Genomic DNA, 17,827 nt, shown 5'->3' on the forward strand with positions numbered 1-17,827 from the left:
AGTTTTAGGAAAAAAAGAATGCTGTTTCCAGCATTCTTCATTTAAATATACATTTTAGGAATTGAAGATCCGTTTTGGTGTGAAGTTTTTTTGGAAGCTGAAGTGTGTTGATGTTTCTTACGTTGGACTTTCTTTTTTGTGCTTCTTTTTTCAGATTCTTCATGATTGGATGATTCGACCGAGGCTGATTCAATATGTTGGCTATTATCGTCCGTTGCCTCATCTGTAGTTTTTGAAGCGTTTTTAAATCCTTTATAGATCTTCCACATTGCAGGGAGATTTTTTATCATTGGACCATACTGTTGGATCATTGGACCAACCGACTGGGCTGTTTTTAGGACCTGTTGAGTATTGTTTAACATGCTTGTTATTCCGCCTGGGTTACTTAATGTTTGAAGCAGGCCTCCACCTCCAGAAGCTGCTTTTCCTGCAGTTTGCATCCCCATTAAGCCGCCGGCTTGGTTTCCTCTTCCTAATAATTTGGAAAGTAATCCACCGCCCCCTTTATTCATTGGATTGGACCTTCCCATCATTTGCCCCATCATTGGATTAAATCCTCCTCCAAATGGTCTGGATGAGGGCCCCATCATTGGATTCCTTCCGCCCATTGGGTTAAATCCGGGATTCATCATCTGATTATTGCGCCCAAAGGGACTTAATCCCATTCCCCCTTGCATAGGCATTCTAGGTCTTGGTTGCATCTCTTAGCCTCCTTTCAAAAAGCCTCATGCTTTAAATTATGCATTTACCCTAAATTGGTTTAGGTATTATACACAGGACAAAGACGAAAATTACGTGTTTAAAAGTCGGCAGAAGGTAGAAAATGATATTAAAACGAAAGATAACTGGAGTTTTGGAGGAATATTGACTATAATTGCATGATGGAATAAAAACTATTGTTCATGCTGAAGTAAGAAAACTAACCCAAAGTTTTTTATATAAGGAGAAACTATATGAAAGAAAACCGTTTTAATCGTTTTACGTTTCAACCATTTATTATAGATGCTATTAAGGGGTTCGGATTTACCGAACCGACTGAAATTCAGGAACGGATGATTCCAGTTGTTTTAAAGGGAGAAAGTGCAATTGGCCAATCTCAAACAGGCACAGGGAAAACTCTTGCTTATGTTCTGCCTATTCTTGAAAAAATTGATCCCAAACGTCAAGAAGTACAAGCGGTCATAACGGCACCGACCCGAGAACTAGCCACTCAAATTTACCATCAAATTTTAAAAATTACTGAGCATTCCAATCCAGAGCAAGCGATTATGACTAGATGCTACATTGGGGGGACGGACAAGCAGCGGACCATTGAAAAATTAAAGGTTCAGCCCCATATTGTTGTAGGGACTCCGGGAAGAATTAAAGATCTTATGAGCGATAAGGCACTATTTGTTCATACTGCAGAAATACTTGTGGTCGATGAAGCTGATATGATGTTAGACATGGGATTTATTGAGGATTTGGACAAGGTAGCTGGTAAAATGCCAGAAAACCTGCAAATGCTCGTTTTCTCAGCAACGATCCCAGAAAAATTAAAACCTTTCCTAAAAAAATATATGGAAAATCCAAAGACAATTCAAATCGAACCAAAAAGAAAATCAGCAGAAAATTTAGAGCATTACCTTTTGCCTTCAAGACATAGGAGTAAAAAGCAGTTGGTTCATGATGCCCTTCTTGCTTATAACCCCTATTTAGCCATTGTATTTACGAATACCAAAAAAATGGCTGAAGAAGTGGCATACTTTTTAAATGAAAAAGGGTTAAAGGTTGGCCGTGTCCATGGTGATTTAAACCCACGTGAACGAAAACAAATGATGAAGCAAATTCAGGATTTGGAATATCAATATATTGTTGCGACAGACCTTGCTTCACGAGGAATTGATATTGAAGGGGTTAGCCATATTATCAACTTTGAGCTTCCTTCAGATTTAGATTTTTATATCCACCGCGTTGGAAGAACGGCTCGTGCTGGATATTCTGGTATTGCTCTGACCATCTATGAGGCATCCGATGAAGATGCATTAAATCGATTAGAAAAAATGGGAATTCAATTTAATTACGTTGATCTTAAAAATAACGAATTTGTGAAAATTGATGAGCGTAATAAACGGAAAACCCGTGTAAGACAAGAGGATAAAGCAGACCAGAAAGCTAAATCAATGGTAAAGAAACCAGCTAAAGTTAAGCCAGGATATAAAAAGAAAATGCAGTGGGAAATGGATAAAATTAAGAAAAGAGAACGAAGAATCGATCAAAGAAAAAAATAATCGATGCAGGGAGAGAAAAGGCATGCTGAAATTAGGATCACATGTATCAATGAGTGGAAAAGGCATGCTTCTTGCCGCAAGTGAAGAAGCTGTTTCCTACGGTGCAAACACGTTTATGGTTTATACGGGAGCACCGCAGAATACAAGAAGAAAAAAAATTGAGGACCTTAATATTGAAGCCGGACGCAAGCATATGGAGCAAAACGGGATCTCAGAAATCATCGTCCATGCTCCCTATATTATTAATATCGGAAATACAACGAACCCAGATACATTTGAATTGGGTGTTAGGTTCCTTCGAACGGAAATTGAAAGAACAGAGGCAATTGGAGCAAAGCAAATAGTGCTGCATCCTGGAGCACACGTTAGTGCTGGAACAGAAGCTGGGATTAAAAAAATAATCGAAGGGTTAAACGAAGTTTTAACGGGCAAAGAACAGGTGCAAATTGCCTTGGAAACTATGGCCGGGAAGGGTTCGGAGTGCGGTAAATCTTTCGAGGAATTAGCGATGATTATGGATGGTGTCAACTATAGTGATAAGTTAACCGTTTGCTTTGATACCTGTCATACCCATGATGCAGGATATAATATTGTCGAGGATTTTGATGGAGTTTTAAATGAATTTGACAAAATTATTGGTTTGGACAAACTAAAGGTCTTGCATATTAATGATAGTAAAAATGCGGTCGGGATGAGAAAAGACAGACATGAAAATATCGGGTTTGGTCATATTGGCTTTAAGGCACTTAATTATATTGTCCACCATCCACAACTGACAGATGTTCCTAAGATTTTAGAAACGCCATTTGTGGGCGAAGATAAAAATAATAAAAAAGCACCCTATAAGTTTGAAATCAACATGCTTCGAGAGCAAAAATTCAATGAAAACTTGCTTGATTTAATCATGCAATCATAAAAATAAAAAGCTGTGATACGTCACAGCTTTTTACTTTTGGTCTAAATTATAGATGGTGATTGAATTGATTTTCGGAGCTTATTTTTTAGTTAACTCCATAAATAATTTATTTACTTCTCGTGCGGTTATTGGTCCAGCAGTTTTGGCAATTTCTTTTACTAATTGAGCCCGTTGGGAATCATCAAAAATATTTACATTTTTCCCTCTTAAGTATTCAGCAATTTTCCCTGCCTGCTGCTTCGTCACTGATATATTAAATTGTTCTGCATATTTCATCAGTTCCTCAGCGGATATCGTATTGATTTTATGATTAATGATGCTTTGAAAAATTGACACATTCACCACTCCTCACCTTAATGTATGAGAAAGTTCTCGGAGTGTGAATAAAGATTTTTATGAAATAAAACGACAAGCGAGGGTGTCGTTCGCTTTACAATCCATCAGACCTATTGTATACTACTTTAGGTTAAATCGGAATGATTCTTATAATTAAAAGGTGATGCGTTGATTATGCAATCAATTATTGAAATAAAAAATCTTTCTTATCGATATGAAAAGGATGTTGTCCTAGAGGATATCAATATAACGATTCCAAATGGTTCTTTTTTGGCGATTGTTGGACCTAATGGGTCTGGAAAATCAACCCTCTTGAAGTTGATTTTAGGTTTATTAAAGCCCCAAAAAGGGGTTATTTATTTATTTGGTAATGAAATAAATAAATTTAAAGACTGGCAAAAAATCGGCTATGTTTCTCAAAAAGCAAATTCCTTCAACACGGGATTTCCCGCAACTGTATCGGAAGTGGTCGAAAGTGGATTAACGAAAAAGATAGGAATGTTTAAGTTTTTTAATAAAGAACATGCAGGGAAAGTAAGTGAAGCCTTGGATGCTGTTGGAATGAAAGAGTTCAGTAGCAGAAATATTGGGGAGCTCTCTGGGGGGCAACAACAAAGAGTTTTTATTGCTCGTGCCCTTGTAAGTGAACCAAGTCTTCTTATTCTTGATGAACCAACTGTTGGTGTGGATGCAGAGAATGTAAGTAATTTTTATCAGATGCTAGGTGATTTAAATAAAAGCCGTGATATTACGCTCCTATTGGTTACTCATGATATAGGGACAATCTCTGATAGAGTATCACATGTTGCCTGCTTAAATAAACATTTACATTTTCATGGGGCCACACATGAATTTGAACACCTTCGCGCTGAAGATATGTCTAAAGCTTATGGCCATGAAATTCACATGCTTGACCACCATCACGAGCACGGGGGCGTTGTAAAATGATTCAAGGAATTTTTCACTATGAATTTTTACAAAATGCCTTTTTAACCGGGATTATGATCGGGATCATTGCCCCGTTATTAGGAGTGTTTGTTGTTGTTAGGAGATTATCGTTAATTGCAGATGCCTTAAGCCATGTGACACTAGCTGGGATAGCAGCAAGTTTGCTACTGGAAAGAAATGTGGCCATAATGGCAGGAGTAAATCCCCTCTATTTGGGAATGGTTTTTTCTGTGGGTGGATCACTGTTCATTGAAAAGCTTAGAAGTGTATATAAGCATTACCAAGAACTGGCGATTCCCATTATTCTTTCGAGCGGGATTGGATTAGGAGTTATATTTATTTCACTCGCCAATGGCTTTAATACGGATTTGTTCAGTTATTTGTTCGGTAGTGTCTCCGCAGTTAGCCGAACGGATTTATGGGTCGTGTTTATTATCGGAATTTTAGTCATTTTGGTGATTATTTTATTATATAAAGAACTTTTTTTATTATCATTTGATGAGGAACATGCGAAGGCCTCAGGCATTGCTGCCAAAACGATTCATTTCATTTTTATTGTGATGGTGGCCTTGGTGATCGCTGCTTCGATGAGAATTGTCGGGATATTATTGGTGTCATCGTTAATGACATTACCAGTCGCAGCCAGTATCCGGCTTGCTAGAGGATTTAAGCAAACCATCCTTTTATCCGTTATTTTTGGCGAAGTCTCAGTCCTTGGCGGCTTGTTTACGGCTTACTACTTAGATTTGGCTCCCGGTGGAACAATTGTGATGATTGCAGTTCTCATCTTAATTTTCTCCATCTTTTATAAAAAATTATTAATCCGTAAGGGGGGGCAGTCTGGTGAACGTTCATGAGGCGATACAATATTTAAAAGAAAAAGGGTTTAAACAAACAGGTAAAAGAGAAGATATGCTTCAATTGTTTGCTGATAGTGATAAATATTTAACGGCTAAGGATGTTTTAGACCAACTCAAAGATGATTATCCAGGTCTCAGCTTTGATACGATATATCGAAATCTTTCCTTATTTGTTAATATGGGAATTCTTGAGATGACAGAATTATCAGGTGAAAAGCATTTCCGTTTTACATGTTCTAGGCAACACCATCATCATCATTTTATCTGTTTAACCTGTGGAAAAACAAAAGAAATTGATACGTGCCCGATGAAAGATTTAAGTGAAAATTTAAAAGGGTACGATATTTCCGGACATAAATTCGAGATATATGGTTTATGTCCTGAATGTCATTAAAAAACAGCTTGTGTGCACACACAAGCTGTTTTTTTTATTTGGGAGGCTGCTAAAAGGACCTAACTAAAAGATGTTTATGCAGTTCTTGCTTCATCCAATTTTCTATCCATCTATTTGCTTCAATCCAGTTATTTACCCGAATCACACCATTTGGAATAGGGTCTTGATTGTATGGGGTATCAAATAATATAACAGGGATTTGACACTCTTCATGAATCATAACCGCATTATCATGCTTATCCTCAAAAAAGATTTCAAGTCCGTGCTTTTTAACAGATGCGACTTTGTCATGTGATCCAATTAATTCGATGTGATCGAAGGATAAGCCATTATCGATAAACCATTTCATTGTAATATCCAGTAAATGAGATCCACGCGCACTGATAAAAAACAGCTCATGCTCATTTCCCCATTTTTTAAGTACATTTCCTGCACCTTGTGCAAGAGGGGAGTTGGCATAAATAGTCGGTTCATTTTCGGTGAACCATTTTGCAAACTCTTTTTCAGGAACATCTACGTATGGAGTATAGTCGTATTGAATAACGTCTTCATACAAAAGGTTCAGGCCAAAGGCTTTATTAATAAAGGGTAGAATGGACTTTGGGCAGGTGACAGTTCCATCGATATCAATGCCAAATCTTTTTTTCATATTTAAACTCACTTTCTTATTTCTTTTCAGTATCTCTATATATTTTACCAAAGTATAGTGTTCAATGAAGTAACAATTTACAAGTAATTTTTTTGAAATAGAAATAAAAAACTATTTTAGGCAAAGATTAACATACTAAAAAGCCATCATAGGCTAACAATAATAAGGCTCCTATTACTGAAAGTGAGGGATTAGGATGGCAGATGAAAGAGACACGAAAGTGCAAGAAGCTCTTCAAAGTTCGAGTATTGGTCAAGATATACCCAATTCTCCAACATCATTTAGGGAAGAAACCGCATCAGAATTGGATGCTCCTGTTAAGGCTCACTACACATTGAAAAAAGATGAGTCTACACCAAGGATTGGTGCTTCTGTCCCGATACGTTCTTCTGAGTATAGGGAAGAAACGGCTGCAGAGATCGCTGCACCGGTTCCACTTATTCGCAGAAGGGAACTTGAAGGGGAAAGGGAAAAAGCAGCAGGTGGTACCGGTATGGGAACCCTTGCGTTAGTGCTTTCGATTTTATCACTGTTTGTTATGCCTATACTTTTTGGTGCTGCAGGTATTGTGTTGGGCTTTGTTGCCAGAAGAAGAGGGGCGACTGGTTTGGGTGCTTGGGCAATTGGTATCGGTGCTATTTCCATCGTCATCGGTATCTTTATTCTTCCGTTCTTTTAACGTAAACCTGCAGAGGAGCAAAAAGAAACCCGGTAACCATACCGGGTTTCTTGATGTTATTGGCTTATTTTTTCTTCTGCTGCTTTTTTCTGAAAGTATTCTTCAGCAATTTGGTCGATTTCTTTTTTTAATTCCTCAACTAATTGCGCTTCAGGAACCTTGCGGACAATCTCACCCTTCCTGAATAACAACCCTTCACCACGAGCCCCTGCAATACCAATATCAGCTTCACGGGCCTCTCCAGGACCGTTAACAGCACAACCTAATACCGCTACCTTAATCGGTGCTTTGATTTTTTCAATATATTCTTCCACTTCATTTGCAATACTGATTAGATCAATCTCAATCCGTCCGCAAGTTGGACAGGATATCAATGTAGCAGCGTTGGAAGAAAGGCCGAATACTTTTAATAGTTCTCTGGCTACCTTGACTTCTTGAACAGGGTCAGCGCTTAAGGAAACTCGTAATGTGTTACCGATTCCTTTGTGTAAAATTGCGCCCAAACCCGCCGCACTTTTTATACTGCCGGCAAAAAGAGTGCCAGATTCCGTAATCCCAAGATGGAGAGGATAATCAAAAGCTTTGGACGCCTTCTCATAGGCTTCAATCGCTAGATTAACATCTGATGCCTTCATGGATACAATAATGTCATGAAAATCGAGATCTTCAAGAATTTTAATATGGTGAAGAGCACTCTCGACCATACCGTCTGCTGTTGGATAACCATATTTTTCTAAAATTCTTTTTTCAAGCGAACCCGCATTAACGCCGATTCGAATTGGAATACCCCGTTCTTTTGCAGCCTTTACAACTGCTTCCACCTTTTCTCGTTTACCAATGTTTCCTGGATTGATTCGAATTTTGTCAGCTCCGCCTTCAATTGCTTTTAGAGCTAATTTATAATCAAAATGAATATCAACAACAAGTGGAATGTTAATTCTTTTCTTTATTTCAGGAATGGCATTTGCCGCTCGTTCATCTGGACAAGCCACACGAACAATCTGACAGCCCGCTTCCTCAAGACGTTTTATTTCAGCAACGGTTGCTTCAACATCATGTGTTTTTGTTGTGGTCATACTTTGGATAAATAATTCGTTACTCCCGCCAATTGTTAAGTTACCTACTTTAATTGGTCGGGTCTTAGTGCGATGTGTTATTTCACTCACGTGTAATTCGCTCCTTCAAAATGGGATTCGAATAGGGTATATAAAAACAATCCGCCTTTTATTTTATCAGCCTTTCGCTATTTTTGACAAGAATAAGCATTTCCTCTTTATTTTGAGTAATCAGGGAAATGATATGTAGTCCCGATTTGAATTTTTTCTGGTGTTTCTCCAGGGTTTAATTTTCGGAAGTCCTGAATGAGATCGGTAATTGAGACAGGAAGAGGTTTATCCAGTTGATGTTCGACAATAGATATCACGGTTTCCCCAGGTTCAACTTTTGCTTCAAAAGAAGGGATATCCGTTTTCAAAGGAGTTTGTGGTGTTTCAATTTTAGCATCCACCTGTGTTGTTAAGGTAGATGGCAGTGTACCAACAGTTAAGTCAATATAAATGACATATATAATTAAAACGGCTAGTATGAAACCAAAAAATTTTTTCATCCGATAAGCCCCCAATTGGAACAGTTTGTACATTGGTATGCTTGTCCAATTGTAAAAAGAACGAGTTCATAAAAAAAAGCGCCCGATTTGGGCGCAACTTAATTTACTTTTTTGGGTTTCGGTATTTCTTTTATTGCTAAAGATAATACGATAATTACAACAAACCAATTAATCATGAAACTGCTAGGTACCGTTGTTTTAATGGCAGCCATAATGGTGAAAAACAAGGTAGGCAATGTTTCGCTGTATGCGGCCATTCTCCATAACTGACGGTAATTTAGGTTTCTTCCTATTAGATTTTTTAATAACAGACCAATCAATGCCAAAACGGTGACTTCGATAAAGCTGCCTGCACTTGCGAACAAATAAATAAACAAAGCTCCCACAGGGATTATAATCCATTTCATTCCACTTATTCCATTAATGAAGTTAACGATGTCACCCTTTGTGAAGTTTAATCCTTCTAACATCGAATAGGGGTATGTATCTACCCTGCCACCCGCTGCAAGAACAAATTTATCCTCTAACAAGGCAAAAGCATTGCCTTCATCCTCAACATCATTCTCAGAAATAGAACCTGTTGGATCAAGGATAATGGAAAAATCATTCTTATTAATGGTAATAGGAACTTTAGTATCCGCAGTTAAATGTCCATCATTTATCGAAAAATCAGGTAATTCATCTTTGATAATCGTTTTGGCACTATCTATTCCAGAAGTAAGGGCAGTGCTTAGATAAATTACGGACGGGAGAATTGAAATGAATGTTAAGAAAAAGACATATAGAATCGTCTTTCCAATTCCTTGGAATCGAAATATCGCAATATCCTTCGGTGAATAAATGCTTTTATAAAGTTGTTTAAAAATATTCATAATGACCACCTTTTAACTAATACAAATAATTGCTTCAGCATCTATTGTATCTTTAGTAACGGTTATATACAAGAATGATATTATTTGAAACCGACTATAAGTTTAATCGTATGATGGAATGTGTACATTGTATAATAAGAATTCGATAAGAGGGATGAATAGAATGGAAATGGTTTATTGGAGTATCATCGTCATATTATTTATCGTCGCATTTGTTGGTCTGGTTTATCCGATCATTCCGAGTGTATTGTTTTTATTAGCAGGGTTTTTATTATATGGGGTTTTTTTTAGTTTTGAACCTTTTAAATGGTATTTTTGGTTGATTCAAGGATTGTTTATCGTACTACTTTTTATAGCTGATTACATCGCCAATATGATTGGAATAAAAAAATACGGGGGTTCAAAGGCAGGTGTCTGGGGGAGTACGATTGGGATATTGGTTGGACCCTTCATTATTCCTTTTTTTGGAATCCTGATAGGTCCATTCATCGGCGCCATTGCAGCAGAATTAATCTTTAACAAAAGAAATTTCAGCGAGAGCCTAAAAATAGGATTTGGCTCAGTCATTGGATTCATAAGTAGCGTGGTCACAAAAACACTCATTCAAATCATCATGGTAATCTTTTTTTTCATCGTTGTACTTTAAATAATGGCTATGTTAAAGCTTATTGTTGATTTTGGCACTCTGTTGATTGGAGCGCAAAGCAACAGACAATTTAACAAAGACATAAAAAAGACTGCCGGCAAACCCAAAGTTTTTTGGATTTGTCGACAGTCTGAAAAGCCACTTAGGTGGCTTTTAATTTAATCCGCAGATTTCAAGGGAACAGTTTTGACAATCAACTACTTCTTTTAAATAGGTAAGGTTCTTAATCGTAAATTTTTGATTATCATAGGAAATAATATCTTTTTCGCGAAGATCTTTTAATTCACGTTGAATTACTTCACGTGTCCCATAAGTTAAATTTGCCAGTTCTTGATGAGTTAACAGCAGGTCAATTAGAATACCATTTTCTGTTTTTACTCCATACGTATTATATAATCGAATGAGAATCGAATACAAACCGCCTTTTTTTCCATTCATAATTAAATCCTGGCATTTCATTTGTGCCTTTAAATAACTTGTACTTAACCATTTTATAATGGCATTCATGGCCTCGGGGTCTGTTAAAATGAGATCTTCAAATTGCTCTTTTTTTATTAGAATCATTTCACAATCGGTCATTGCTTTAGCATAAAATTGATAACGAGAATTTGTTTGAAAAAGTTGATATTCCACTATTAATTCTTGATCATGTAAGATTTTTAAAATAAAATCCTTACCACGCAAATGGACTCTTCCAAGTGAAATACTCCCTTTAAGTATTAAGTAGACATACTCGACAGAATCCTTTTCTTGAAAAAGAATAGTACCAGCTTTAATTTTTTGAATCGGTTCTTTTTTTTGGAAGAAGTAAAATAATATATTATATAGAGATAAACAGCTTGTTTGCATAGAAAATCACTCCTTAGGCCCCTTCAGTTTGATTTAAATAAATTATTATCATGGTGTCAATAAGGTCTTTACAATATTTAGAAGTGACAAAAGTCGGTTATGACAAAAATCGTAGACAGATTGCCGTTTAGGTGAAAGGTGACAATTTTTCGAAAGTTATTAATGAAAGGAGTAGAATTGCTTTTCAAAGTATTTAGGAATAAAATCCTGAACAAAGGGCATGGTAATTCTGTTAAGAACCTAAGCATAATATTTGAAACAAATAACCAACTTTGGTATCTTAAGGAGGAAAGCTTTAGAAATATTCAAAAATCATCTGGATTTTCAGTATTTCTAAAGTTGATAAAATCACTAATACATAGGAGGAATTTATCATGGCATTTGAATTACCACAATTACCTTATGCAGAAGACGCACTTGAACCACATATTGACAAAGAAACAATGAATATTCACCACACTAGACACCATAACACATATGTAACAAACCTAAATAACGCTTTAGCTGGTAATGAAGAATTACTTTCTAAATCAGTTGAAGAAGTTATTTCTAATTTAGATGCGGTTCCAGAAGCTGCTCGTACAGCAGTTCGTAACAATGGCGGCGGTCATGCTAACCATTCTTTATTCTGGCAAATCCTTTCTCCAAATGGCGGCGGTGCGCCAACTGGTGAACTAGCTGATGCAATCAGCAGCAAATTTGGCAGCTTCGAAAGCTTTAAAGAAGAGTTTGCTAAAGCGGCAACTACTCGTTTCGGATCTGGCTGGGCATGGCTATCTGTAAACAATGGTGAGTTAGAAGTTTCTAGCACTCCAAACCAAGATTCTCCATTAATGGAAGGCAAAACTCCACTACTTGGTCTTGATGTTTGGGAGCATGCATACTATTTAAAATATCAAAACAAGCGTCCAGACTATATTTCCTCTTTCTGGAATGTTGTAAACTGGGATGAAGTTTCAAAACGTTACAGCCAAGCAAAATAATAATGATATTAAAAGAGGCAGCTATATAGCTGTCTTTTTTGTTTGTTCAATCAGTGAATAAGAAAAACTTGCTTGATAAAGACTACCCATAAGATAAAGGGGAGTTTTTGATGGCAAAAAAATTTAAGATTCTAGGTGATGTTAAACTTACAAAAGATTTATCACTATTGCTGATTATTGGAGGGTTATACTCATTAAGCATCGCTTTATCCAACACATTTGTAAATATTTATCTTTGGAAACAGACTGGGGAGTATTCTGATCTCGCCTTTTATAATTTATCGATTGTGGTTTTACAATTGCTTACGTTTATCTTAGCAGGGCGATGGGCCAAAAAAATTGACCGAGTGATTGTGCTTAGAATAGGCGTTATTTTTTTAGCGTTATTTTATGTAATGGTTTTACTGGCAGGCACGAATGCTTCAACATATTTACTACTCTTAGGAAGTCTTTTAGGGGTAGGATATGGTTTTTATTGGCTAGCTTATAATGTCTTAACATTTGAAATTACCGAACCAGATACCAGAGATTTTTTTAACGGGTTTTTAGGGATCTTATCGTCAGCTGGTGGAATGATTGGCCCAATCGCTGCTGGTATCATCATTACTAGATTTGAAAAATTTACTGGGTATACCATTGTTTTTGGAATATCATTAGCATTATTCGCCCTTGCGGTTTTTATGAGCTTTTCTTTGAGACCACGACCATCCTCAGGAAGCTATTGCTTTAAACAGATTTTAAATGAAAGAAAACAAAATGAAAATTGGCGGTTGATTACAAATGCTAATTTTTTTCAGGGCTTGAGGGAAGGAACTTTTGCATTTGTCATCTCTGTTTTGGTTTATATTTCGACGGGAAGTGAAATGTCTTTAGGCACCTTTGGTCTCCTTAATTCTGGAATATCCTTCATTGCGTATTTTCTTGCATCACGATTAATTAAACAGAAATTTCGAAAAAAAGCGATCCTGATTGGTGGTATTATCCTTTATGCTGCCGTCCTGTTAATTGTTTGGGACGTGAATTTTATCAAATTGTTAATCTATGGCGGGATGATTGCAATAGCCTATCCGCTTTTACTCGTCCCGTATATGTCAACTACATACGATGTGATAGGAACAGGATGGAAGGCAGCTGAAATGAGGATTGAATATATTGTTGTTCGAGAATTATACTTGAATTTGGGCAGGATCGTGTCAATTTTAGCCTTTATAGCAGCAATCTCTTGGTTTAAAGCTGAAATCAGCATTCCTATTCTCCTGCTTATTTTAGGTGCAGGTCATACATGCATCTATCTTTTTCTTAAAAGGGTGCAATTACCAGCCCCAAAATGCGTTGAGTAAATTTATTACTCAGCGCCATTTTTTTCTTTGACACTTTTAAAGAGAAATTGGTAAGGGTTTTTCGTAGTAAAAAGCGGACTTATCCTATAAAATAGAGAAAGTTAGCTTATGTAGTGAAGGAAGTGTTTTATCCCTTGAATAATAAAAAGAAAAAAAAGAAGGAACATGTGCCATTTCGTTTAAACATGTTATTCTTTGTGGTATTCGTGCTATTTTCTGTCCTCATCCTTAGACTTGGTGAATTACAAATCGTATTTGGGGATGATTTTAAACGTGAGATTGAGCGCACAGAAGATATTACTGTAAATAACCCTGTTCCAAGGGGAAAGATGTTCGACCGTAATGGGAAAATTATTGTTGATAATACTCCGTTGAACGCGATTACTTACACAAAATATCAGCAAACCACCCAAAAAGAAATGTTAGAAAGTGCAGCGAAATTAGCAAAAATTATTAACAAAGATAAAGATGCTGCCAAAGTGCCGATTCGCGATCGAAAGGATTATTGGATCATCCAGCATCCAGAGGAAGCAAAAGCAAAAATTACCGATAAAGAATGGGCACTCTATAATCAAGAAAAATTGGACGATAAGCAAATTTATAAGCTTCAAATAGATAGAATCACTGATGAAGAAGTGAATAGTATCAGAGGTGAAGAGCTTGAGACACTTGCCATCTATCGAGACTTTAATAGTGGTTATGCCTTAACACCACAAATTGTTAAAAACAAAGATGTAACACCTAAAGAATTTGCGGTTGTCAGTGAAAACTTAGAAAACCTACCAGGTGTAGATACAACAACCGACTGGAAACGAAAGTATGTTTTTGGTGATACATTAAAATCAATCTTAGGTGATGTCACTACCTCCGAAGCAGGGATTCCCAAGGAACAATTAGAAAAGTATATGGCGCGGGACTACAGCCGGAATGACAGAGTTGGAAAAAGTTATCTTGAATTAAAATATGAAGATGTACTTCATGGTCAAAAGGCAAAAGTGAAAAATGTAACGGATAAAACGGGAAAAATTCTTTCAACTGAAGTAATTTCTGAAGGAAAAAGAGGGAAAGATCTTGTTTTAACCATTGATATGGATCTTCAAAAAAAAGTAGAAGATATCATTGAAGAAGAAATGTGGAGTGCAAAGCAAAAACCAAATACCGCACTTTTAGATCGAGCCTTCGTCGTTTTGATGGATCCACATACCGGTGAAGTCTTATCCCTAGCTGGTAAACAAATTGGTAAAGATAAAAAAGGCAAAACAGTCATGAATGACTTTGCTGGAGGCAATATTACCACATCTTATAACGTTGGTTCAGCGGTAAAAGGGGCAACGATTTTAACTGGTTATAAAACCGGAGCCATTCAGCCTGGTTCTACACAACTAGACGAGCCTTTGAGGATTGCTAGTTCACCTGTCATGTCTTCATGGAGAACATTTGGCAGGATAAATGATTTAAGGGCACTGCAAGTTTCCTCCAACGTATATATGTGGAAAACTGTTATCGCAATGGCTGGTGGACAGTATCGACCGAATCAACCATTACCGCTAGATTATTCTGCATTTGATACTATGCGGCAGTCATTCAGTCAGTTTGGTTTAGGTACGCGTACTGGGATTGACCTGCCTAATGAAATGAGTGGTTTTCCTGGTCCTGAAAGGACTCCTGGTTTACTTCTTTTCCTTTCGATTGGTCAGTATGATACATATACCCCAATCCAACTCGCACAATACGTCTCCACAATAGCAAATGGTGGTAATCGTATCCAGCCGCATCTGGTTAAGGAAATTCGTGAGCCGGTCATGGAAAATAATGAATTGGGACCGATTGTCGAGGAAATCCAACCGAAAGTATTAAACCGATTGGATATGAAGGAATCATGGATTAAACGGGTTCAAGAAGGTTTTCGCATGGTCATGCAGGTTGGTGATGGTACGGCTGTCAGCTACTTCAAGAGCGCTGATTATCACCCAGCAGGAAAAACTGGAACGGCACAGGCATTTTATGATGGCTCTGTTAAATCAAAGCGGGGCACACCGGTCATGAACCTAAGTCTTGTGAGTTTTGCACCAGCAAACGATCCAGAGGTAGCTATGGCTGTAGTGGTACCATGGGCATATCAAGGAAACAGCGGCCCAAGCATTAATAACTTAATTGGCCGCAGAGTTTTGGATGCTTATTTTGATTTAAAGAAAGAACGTCAAGATAAAGTAAAAAATACTGATAACAGCGATCAAACTGAATAATAATATTTCAGAAACACCTGTCTCAATCTGAGGCAGGTGTTTTTTAGTTGTCAAAGGTCTCATCTGCATAAATCTATCTTATTAAGAAAAATATAATAAATGTAAGTTTTGTCGATTTACAAAAACTCAACATATCTTTACAAAACCTTTACATTTAATTAAAACTCGGTTAACAGTTAAGGATTATTATTGTACTTGTGAGGTAGAACAAATAACTAACAAACCTAAATTCACAGGGGGAATTAAACAGATGAAAAGTTTTAAGAAAATTGGCCTAGCACTTACTCTAGCAGCATTAATGGTATTTGTTGCTGCTTGTGGTGGAGCTTCTACTGATAAAAATGAAGGTACTCCTAATAAAGATGGTAAGACTACAGAACTTTCAGGCACCTTAACCGTTTCTGGTTCCTCTGCGATGCAGCCATTAGTTGCAGCAGCTGCTGAAGAGTTTATGGCTGAAAATCCAAAAGTCGATATTCAAGTAAATGCTGGTGGATCAGGTACAGGCCTATCACAAGTTGCTGAAGGATCCGTTCAAATTGGTAACTCCGACGTTTTTGCTGAAGAAAAAGAAGGTATCCCGGCTGCTGAACTAGTTGACCATAAAGTAGCTGTTGTAGGTATGACTGCAGCTGTTAACCCTAAAGTTGGAATTAAAGATATTAAAAAAGAAGATTTAATTAAAGTTTTCACTGGAAAAATTACAAACTGGAAAGAACTTGGCGGAGCAGATCAAAAGATTGTTCTTGTAAACCGTCCTGACTCTTCAGGAACTCGTGCAGTATTCAATAAATTTGCTCTAGATGGGGCTACACCTGCTGAAGGTATTACCGAAGATTCATCAAACACAGTTAAAAAGATTATTAACGAAACTGACGGTGCTGTTGGTTACCTTGCATTCTCTTACTTCACTGACGATTCTGTAACACCACTTGCAATCGATGGTGTAGAACCAACTGCAGAAAATGTACAGTCTGGTAAATTCCCAGTTTGGGCTTACCAACACTCTTATACAAAAGGTGAAGCAAAAGATCTTGCTAAAGCGTTCCTTGATTACATGATGTCTGATGATATCCAAAATACTTTGTTAAAGGAACAAGGATATCTCCCTGTTACAAAAATGCAAGTAGAACGTGATGCTAAAGGAAATCAAAAAAATAAATAAGTTAAAGGTTCAAAATAGTGAACAGGGTAAATGCGATTGTGCATTTACCCTGTTATGACGTAGTTTAGGAGTGATTGGTGGATTATGGAAAAGTTAGCTCCTGCAAAAGACAGGTTGTTAAAGTCTAAGAAAAATTGGCTAGATGGGGAATTGCGCGGGAAAATTCTCGTTATTTTATGTGCTGTAATAATGATATCAGCAACCATTTCGATAACTATTTTCCTGGGGTCAAAGGGTTTACAATCCTTTATAAAAAATGGTGTAAGTCTTATTGAGTTCATAACCAGTACCCACTGGAATCCTACAAATCAAGCGAAACCTGAATATGGGGCTTTACCGTTTATTTTTGGTTCCTTTGCGGTAACCTTCCTTTCAGCAATAGTTGCAGCACCAATAGGTATTGGCGGAGCGATTTTTATGACCGAAATTGCACCCTCATGGGGCAGAAAAATTTTACAGCCAGTCATAGAGCTTTTGGTCGGAATTCCATCTGTTGTTTATGGCTTCATCGGGCTTACAGTGTTAGTGCCTTTTATTAGGGACCATGTTGGCGGACTTGGATTTAGCTTACTTTCAGGTACGATTGTATTATCAATCATGATTTTGCCGACAGTAACCACAATTGCAACAGATGCAATGAGTTCACTTCCTAAAAATCTTCGTGAAGGTTCTTATGCTCTAGGTGCTACTCGCTGGCAAACGATTAGAAAAGTTTTAATACCTGCTGCATTACCTACACTCTTGACCGCTATCGTTCTTGGGATGGCAAGGGCGTTTGGAGAAGCTCTTGCGGTACAAATGGTCATTGGTAACGTAAGAAACTTACCAACAAGTTTATTAGACGCGTCAGCAACTTTAACGACCATTATTACTCTAAATATGGGTCATACTACCTACGGTAGTGTAGAAAATAATACTCTTTGGTCAATGGGATTAATTTTATTAATCATGTCGTTCGCGTTTATTCTCCTCATTCGCTACCTTTCGTCAAGGAGGAAAATGTAATGAACAGTAAAACTGCAGATCGGATTGCCACAGGAGTATTTATAGCCATTGCAATCATTATCA

20 protein-coding genes are annotated in these 17,827 nt (G+C 37.2%); 13 read left to right on the top strand and 7 right to left on the bottom strand.

The genetic code is table 11. The features are described 5' to 3' along the window. Nucleotides 1-41: 41 nt before the first annotated feature. Nucleotides 42-701 carry a VrrA/YqfQ family protein gene (gene vrrA / locus V7137_RS02375; protein ID WP_335696577.1) on the bottom strand — a complete coding sequence of 220 codons (660 nt, stop codon included), beginning with the start codon at nucleotides 699-701 and terminating at the stop codon, nucleotides 42-44. A gap of 252 nt (nucleotides 702-953) precedes the next feature. On the opposite strand from vrrA, the gene V7137_RS02380 reads away from it, so the two are divergent. Further along, on the top strand, nucleotides 954-2,270 hold the full coding sequence (locus V7137_RS02380; protein ID WP_335696578.1) for a DEAD/DEAH box helicase: 1,317 nt from the start codon (nucleotides 954-956) through the stop codon (nucleotides 2,268-2,270). 22 nt (nucleotides 2,271-2,292) lie between these two features. Then, nucleotides 2,293-3,186, top strand: a complete 894-nt coding sequence (locus tag V7137_RS02385; protein ID WP_335696579.1) for a deoxyribonuclease IV — start codon at nucleotides 2,293-2,295, stop codon at nucleotides 3,184-3,186. 78 nt (nucleotides 3,187-3,264) lie between these two features. On the opposite strand, the gene V7137_RS02390 is transcribed toward V7137_RS02385, so the two are convergent. After that, complete coding sequence (locus V7137_RS02390; protein WP_335696580.1) at nucleotides 3,265-3,522, bottom strand: DUF2624 domain-containing protein; 258 nt, start codon at nucleotides 3,520-3,522, stop codon at nucleotides 3,265-3,267. A 174-nt stretch (nucleotides 3,523-3,696) separates the two neighbouring features. Here V7137_RS02390 and V7137_RS02395 point away from each other — a divergent pair, with 174 nt between their 5' ends. From V7137_RS02395 to V7137_RS02405, 3 genes are read left to right on the top strand one after another with little or no spacing between them, the layout of a single operon-like run. Continuing rightward, entirely contained in the window at nucleotides 3,697-4,470 is a 774-nt protein-coding gene (locus V7137_RS02395) for a metal ABC transporter ATP-binding protein (RefSeq protein WP_335696581.1), read from the top strand. Further along, a complete protein-coding gene (locus tag V7137_RS02400; RefSeq protein ID WP_218349503.1) occupies nucleotides 4,467-5,327 on the top strand; it encodes a metal ABC transporter permease in 861 nt (286 codons plus the stop codon). The genes V7137_RS02395 and V7137_RS02400 overlap by 4 nt, the downstream gene beginning before the upstream one ends. Beyond that, nucleotides 5,314-5,724 (top strand): Fur family transcriptional regulator, encoded by a 411-nt coding sequence (locus V7137_RS02405; RefSeq protein WP_218349502.1) that lies wholly within the window; start codon nucleotides 5,314-5,316, stop codon nucleotides 5,722-5,724. The genes V7137_RS02400 and V7137_RS02405 overlap by 14 nt, the downstream gene beginning before the upstream one ends. Before the next feature lie 49 nt (nucleotides 5,725-5,773). Here the strand turns inward: V7137_RS02405 and V7137_RS02410 are convergent, their stop codons facing one another. Continuing rightward, a complete protein-coding gene (locus V7137_RS02410) occupies nucleotides 5,774-6,373 on the bottom strand; it encodes a 5' nucleotidase, NT5C type (protein ID WP_335696582.1) in 600 nt (199 codons plus the stop codon). A gap of 196 nt (nucleotides 6,374-6,569) precedes the next feature. Between V7137_RS02410 and V7137_RS02415 the strand changes: the two genes are divergently transcribed. After that, nucleotides 6,570-7,052: a DUF4190 domain-containing protein gene (locus V7137_RS02415; protein WP_335696583.1), complete on the top strand. Its 483-nt coding sequence runs from the start codon at nucleotides 6,570-6,572 to the stop codon at nucleotides 7,050-7,052. A 56-nt stretch (nucleotides 7,053-7,108) separates the two neighbouring features. Here V7137_RS02415 and ispG read toward each other — a convergent pair whose 3' ends face one another. The 3 genes from ispG to V7137_RS02430 all read right to left on the bottom strand — a co-directional run bounded on the left by ispG (nucleotide 7,109) and on the right by V7137_RS02430 (nucleotide 9,530). After that, the gene (gene ispG / locus V7137_RS02420) at nucleotides 7,109-8,209 is read right to left on the bottom strand and encodes a flavodoxin-dependent (E)-4-hydroxy-3-methylbut-2-enyl-diphosphate synthase (RefSeq protein WP_335696608.1); all 1,101 of its coding nucleotides are present in this window, start codon (nucleotides 8,207-8,209) and stop codon (nucleotides 7,109-7,111) included. A gap of 116 nt (nucleotides 8,210-8,325) precedes the next feature. Further along, entirely contained in the window at nucleotides 8,326-8,658 is a 333-nt protein-coding gene (locus tag V7137_RS02425; protein WP_335696584.1) for a hypothetical protein, read from the bottom strand. A 98-nt stretch (nucleotides 8,659-8,756) separates the two neighbouring features. Next, a complete protein-coding gene (locus V7137_RS02430) occupies nucleotides 8,757-9,530 on the bottom strand; it encodes a DUF1189 domain-containing protein (protein ID WP_335696585.1) in 774 nt (257 codons plus the stop codon). Between the two features lie 163 nt (nucleotides 9,531-9,693). On the opposite strand from V7137_RS02430, the gene V7137_RS02435 reads away from it, so the two are divergent. Continuing rightward, nucleotides 9,694-10,176 (top strand): DUF456 domain-containing protein, encoded by a 483-nt coding sequence (locus V7137_RS02435; protein ID WP_335696586.1) that lies wholly within the window; start codon nucleotides 9,694-9,696, stop codon nucleotides 10,174-10,176. Nucleotides 10,177-10,329: 153 nt separating this feature from the next. Here the strand turns inward: V7137_RS02435 and V7137_RS02440 are convergent, their stop codons facing one another. Next, nucleotides 10,330-11,025 carry a Crp/Fnr family transcriptional regulator gene (locus V7137_RS02440; RefSeq protein WP_335696587.1) on the bottom strand — a complete coding sequence of 232 codons (696 nt, stop codon included), beginning with the start codon at nucleotides 11,023-11,025 and terminating at the stop codon, nucleotides 10,330-10,332. 374 nt (nucleotides 11,026-11,399) lie between these two features. On the opposite strand from V7137_RS02440, the gene V7137_RS02445 reads away from it, so the two are divergent. From V7137_RS02445 to V7137_RS30595, 6 genes are all read left to right on the top strand, one after another. Next, nucleotides 11,400-12,008: a superoxide dismutase gene (locus V7137_RS02445; protein ID WP_335696588.1), complete on the top strand. Its 609-nt coding sequence runs from the start codon at nucleotides 11,400-11,402 to the stop codon at nucleotides 12,006-12,008. A 110-nt stretch (nucleotides 12,009-12,118) separates the two neighbouring features. Then, nucleotides 12,119-13,348 (top strand): MFS transporter, encoded by a 1,230-nt coding sequence (locus V7137_RS02450; protein ID WP_335696589.1) that lies wholly within the window; start codon nucleotides 12,119-12,121, stop codon nucleotides 13,346-13,348. A gap of 185 nt (nucleotides 13,349-13,533) precedes the next feature. After that, nucleotides 13,534-15,594 (top strand): peptidoglycan D,D-transpeptidase FtsI family protein, encoded by a 2,061-nt coding sequence (locus V7137_RS02455; protein WP_335696609.1) that lies wholly within the window; start codon nucleotides 13,534-13,536, stop codon nucleotides 15,592-15,594. Nucleotides 15,595-15,844: 250 nt separating this feature from the next. Then, complete coding sequence (locus V7137_RS02460) at nucleotides 15,845-16,759, top strand: phosphate ABC transporter substrate-binding protein (protein WP_335696590.1); 915 nt, start codon at nucleotides 15,845-15,847, stop codon at nucleotides 16,757-16,759. Between the two features lie 84 nt (nucleotides 16,760-16,843). After that, nucleotides 16,844-17,764, top strand: coding sequence for a phosphate ABC transporter permease subunit PstC (pstC, locus tag V7137_RS02465; protein ID WP_335696591.1), 921 nt, complete (start codon nucleotides 16,844-16,846; stop codon nucleotides 17,762-17,764). After that, on the top strand, nucleotides 17,764-17,827 hold a 64-nt coding region (locus tag V7137_RS30595), incomplete at its 3' end, for a hypothetical protein (RefSeq protein WP_420490076.1). The genes pstC and V7137_RS30595, both read left to right, overlap by 1 nt.

The sequence above is a fragment of the Neobacillus drentensis genome (genome assembly GCF_036962765.1).
Lineage (GTDB): Bacteria > Bacillota > Bacilli > Bacillales > Cytobacillaceae > Neobacillus > Neobacillus drentensis_C.

Excerpts from the sequence above, each read along its gene's own strand:
- vrrA (WP_335696577.1), bottom strand. The coding sequence starts at position 701 with ATGCAACCAAGACCTAGAATGCCTATGCAAGGGGGAATGGGATTAAGT.
- V7137_RS02380 (WP_335696578.1), top strand. The coding sequence starts at position 954 with ATGAAAGAAAACCGTTTTAATCGTTTTACGTTTCAACCATTTATTATA.
- V7137_RS02385 (WP_335696579.1), top strand. The coding sequence starts at position 2,293 with ATGCTGAAATTAGGATCACATGTATCAATGAGTGGAAAAGGCATGCTT.
- V7137_RS02395 (WP_335696581.1), top strand. The coding sequence starts at position 3,697 with ATGCAATCAATTATTGAAATAAAAAATCTTTCTTATCGATATGAAAAG.
- V7137_RS02400 (WP_218349503.1), top strand. The coding sequence starts at position 4,467 with ATGATTCAAGGAATTTTTCACTATGAATTTTTACAAAATGCCTTTTTA.
- V7137_RS02410 (WP_335696582.1), bottom strand. The coding sequence starts at position 6,373 with ATGAAAAAAAGATTTGGCATTGATATCGATGGAACTGTCACCTGCCCA.
- V7137_RS02415 (WP_335696583.1), top strand. The coding sequence starts at position 6,570 with ATGGCAGATGAAAGAGACACGAAAGTGCAAGAAGCTCTTCAAAGTTCG.
- V7137_RS02425 (WP_335696584.1), bottom strand. The coding sequence starts at position 8,658 with ATGAAAAAATTTTTTGGTTTCATACTAGCCGTTTTAATTATATATGTC.
- V7137_RS02430 (WP_335696585.1), bottom strand. The coding sequence starts at position 9,530 with ATGAATATTTTTAAACAACTTTATAAAAGCATTTATTCACCGAAGGAT.
- V7137_RS02435 (WP_335696586.1), top strand. The coding sequence starts at position 9,694 with ATGGAAATGGTTTATTGGAGTATCATCGTCATATTATTTATCGTCGCA.
- V7137_RS02440 (WP_335696587.1), bottom strand. The coding sequence starts at position 11,025 with ATGCAAACAAGCTGTTTATCTCTATATAATATATTATTTTACTTCTTC.
- V7137_RS02445 (WP_335696588.1), top strand. The coding sequence starts at position 11,400 with ATGGCATTTGAATTACCACAATTACCTTATGCAGAAGACGCACTTGAA.
- V7137_RS02450 (WP_335696589.1), top strand. The coding sequence starts at position 12,119 with ATGGCAAAAAAATTTAAGATTCTAGGTGATGTTAAACTTACAAAAGAT.
- V7137_RS02455 (WP_335696609.1), top strand. The coding sequence starts at position 13,534 with ATGTTATTCTTTGTGGTATTCGTGCTATTTTCTGTCCTCATCCTTAGA.
- V7137_RS02460 (WP_335696590.1), top strand. The coding sequence starts at position 15,845 with ATGAAAAGTTTTAAGAAAATTGGCCTAGCACTTACTCTAGCAGCATTA.
- pstC (WP_335696591.1), top strand. The coding sequence starts at position 16,844 with ATGGAAAAGTTAGCTCCTGCAAAAGACAGGTTGTTAAAGTCTAAGAAA.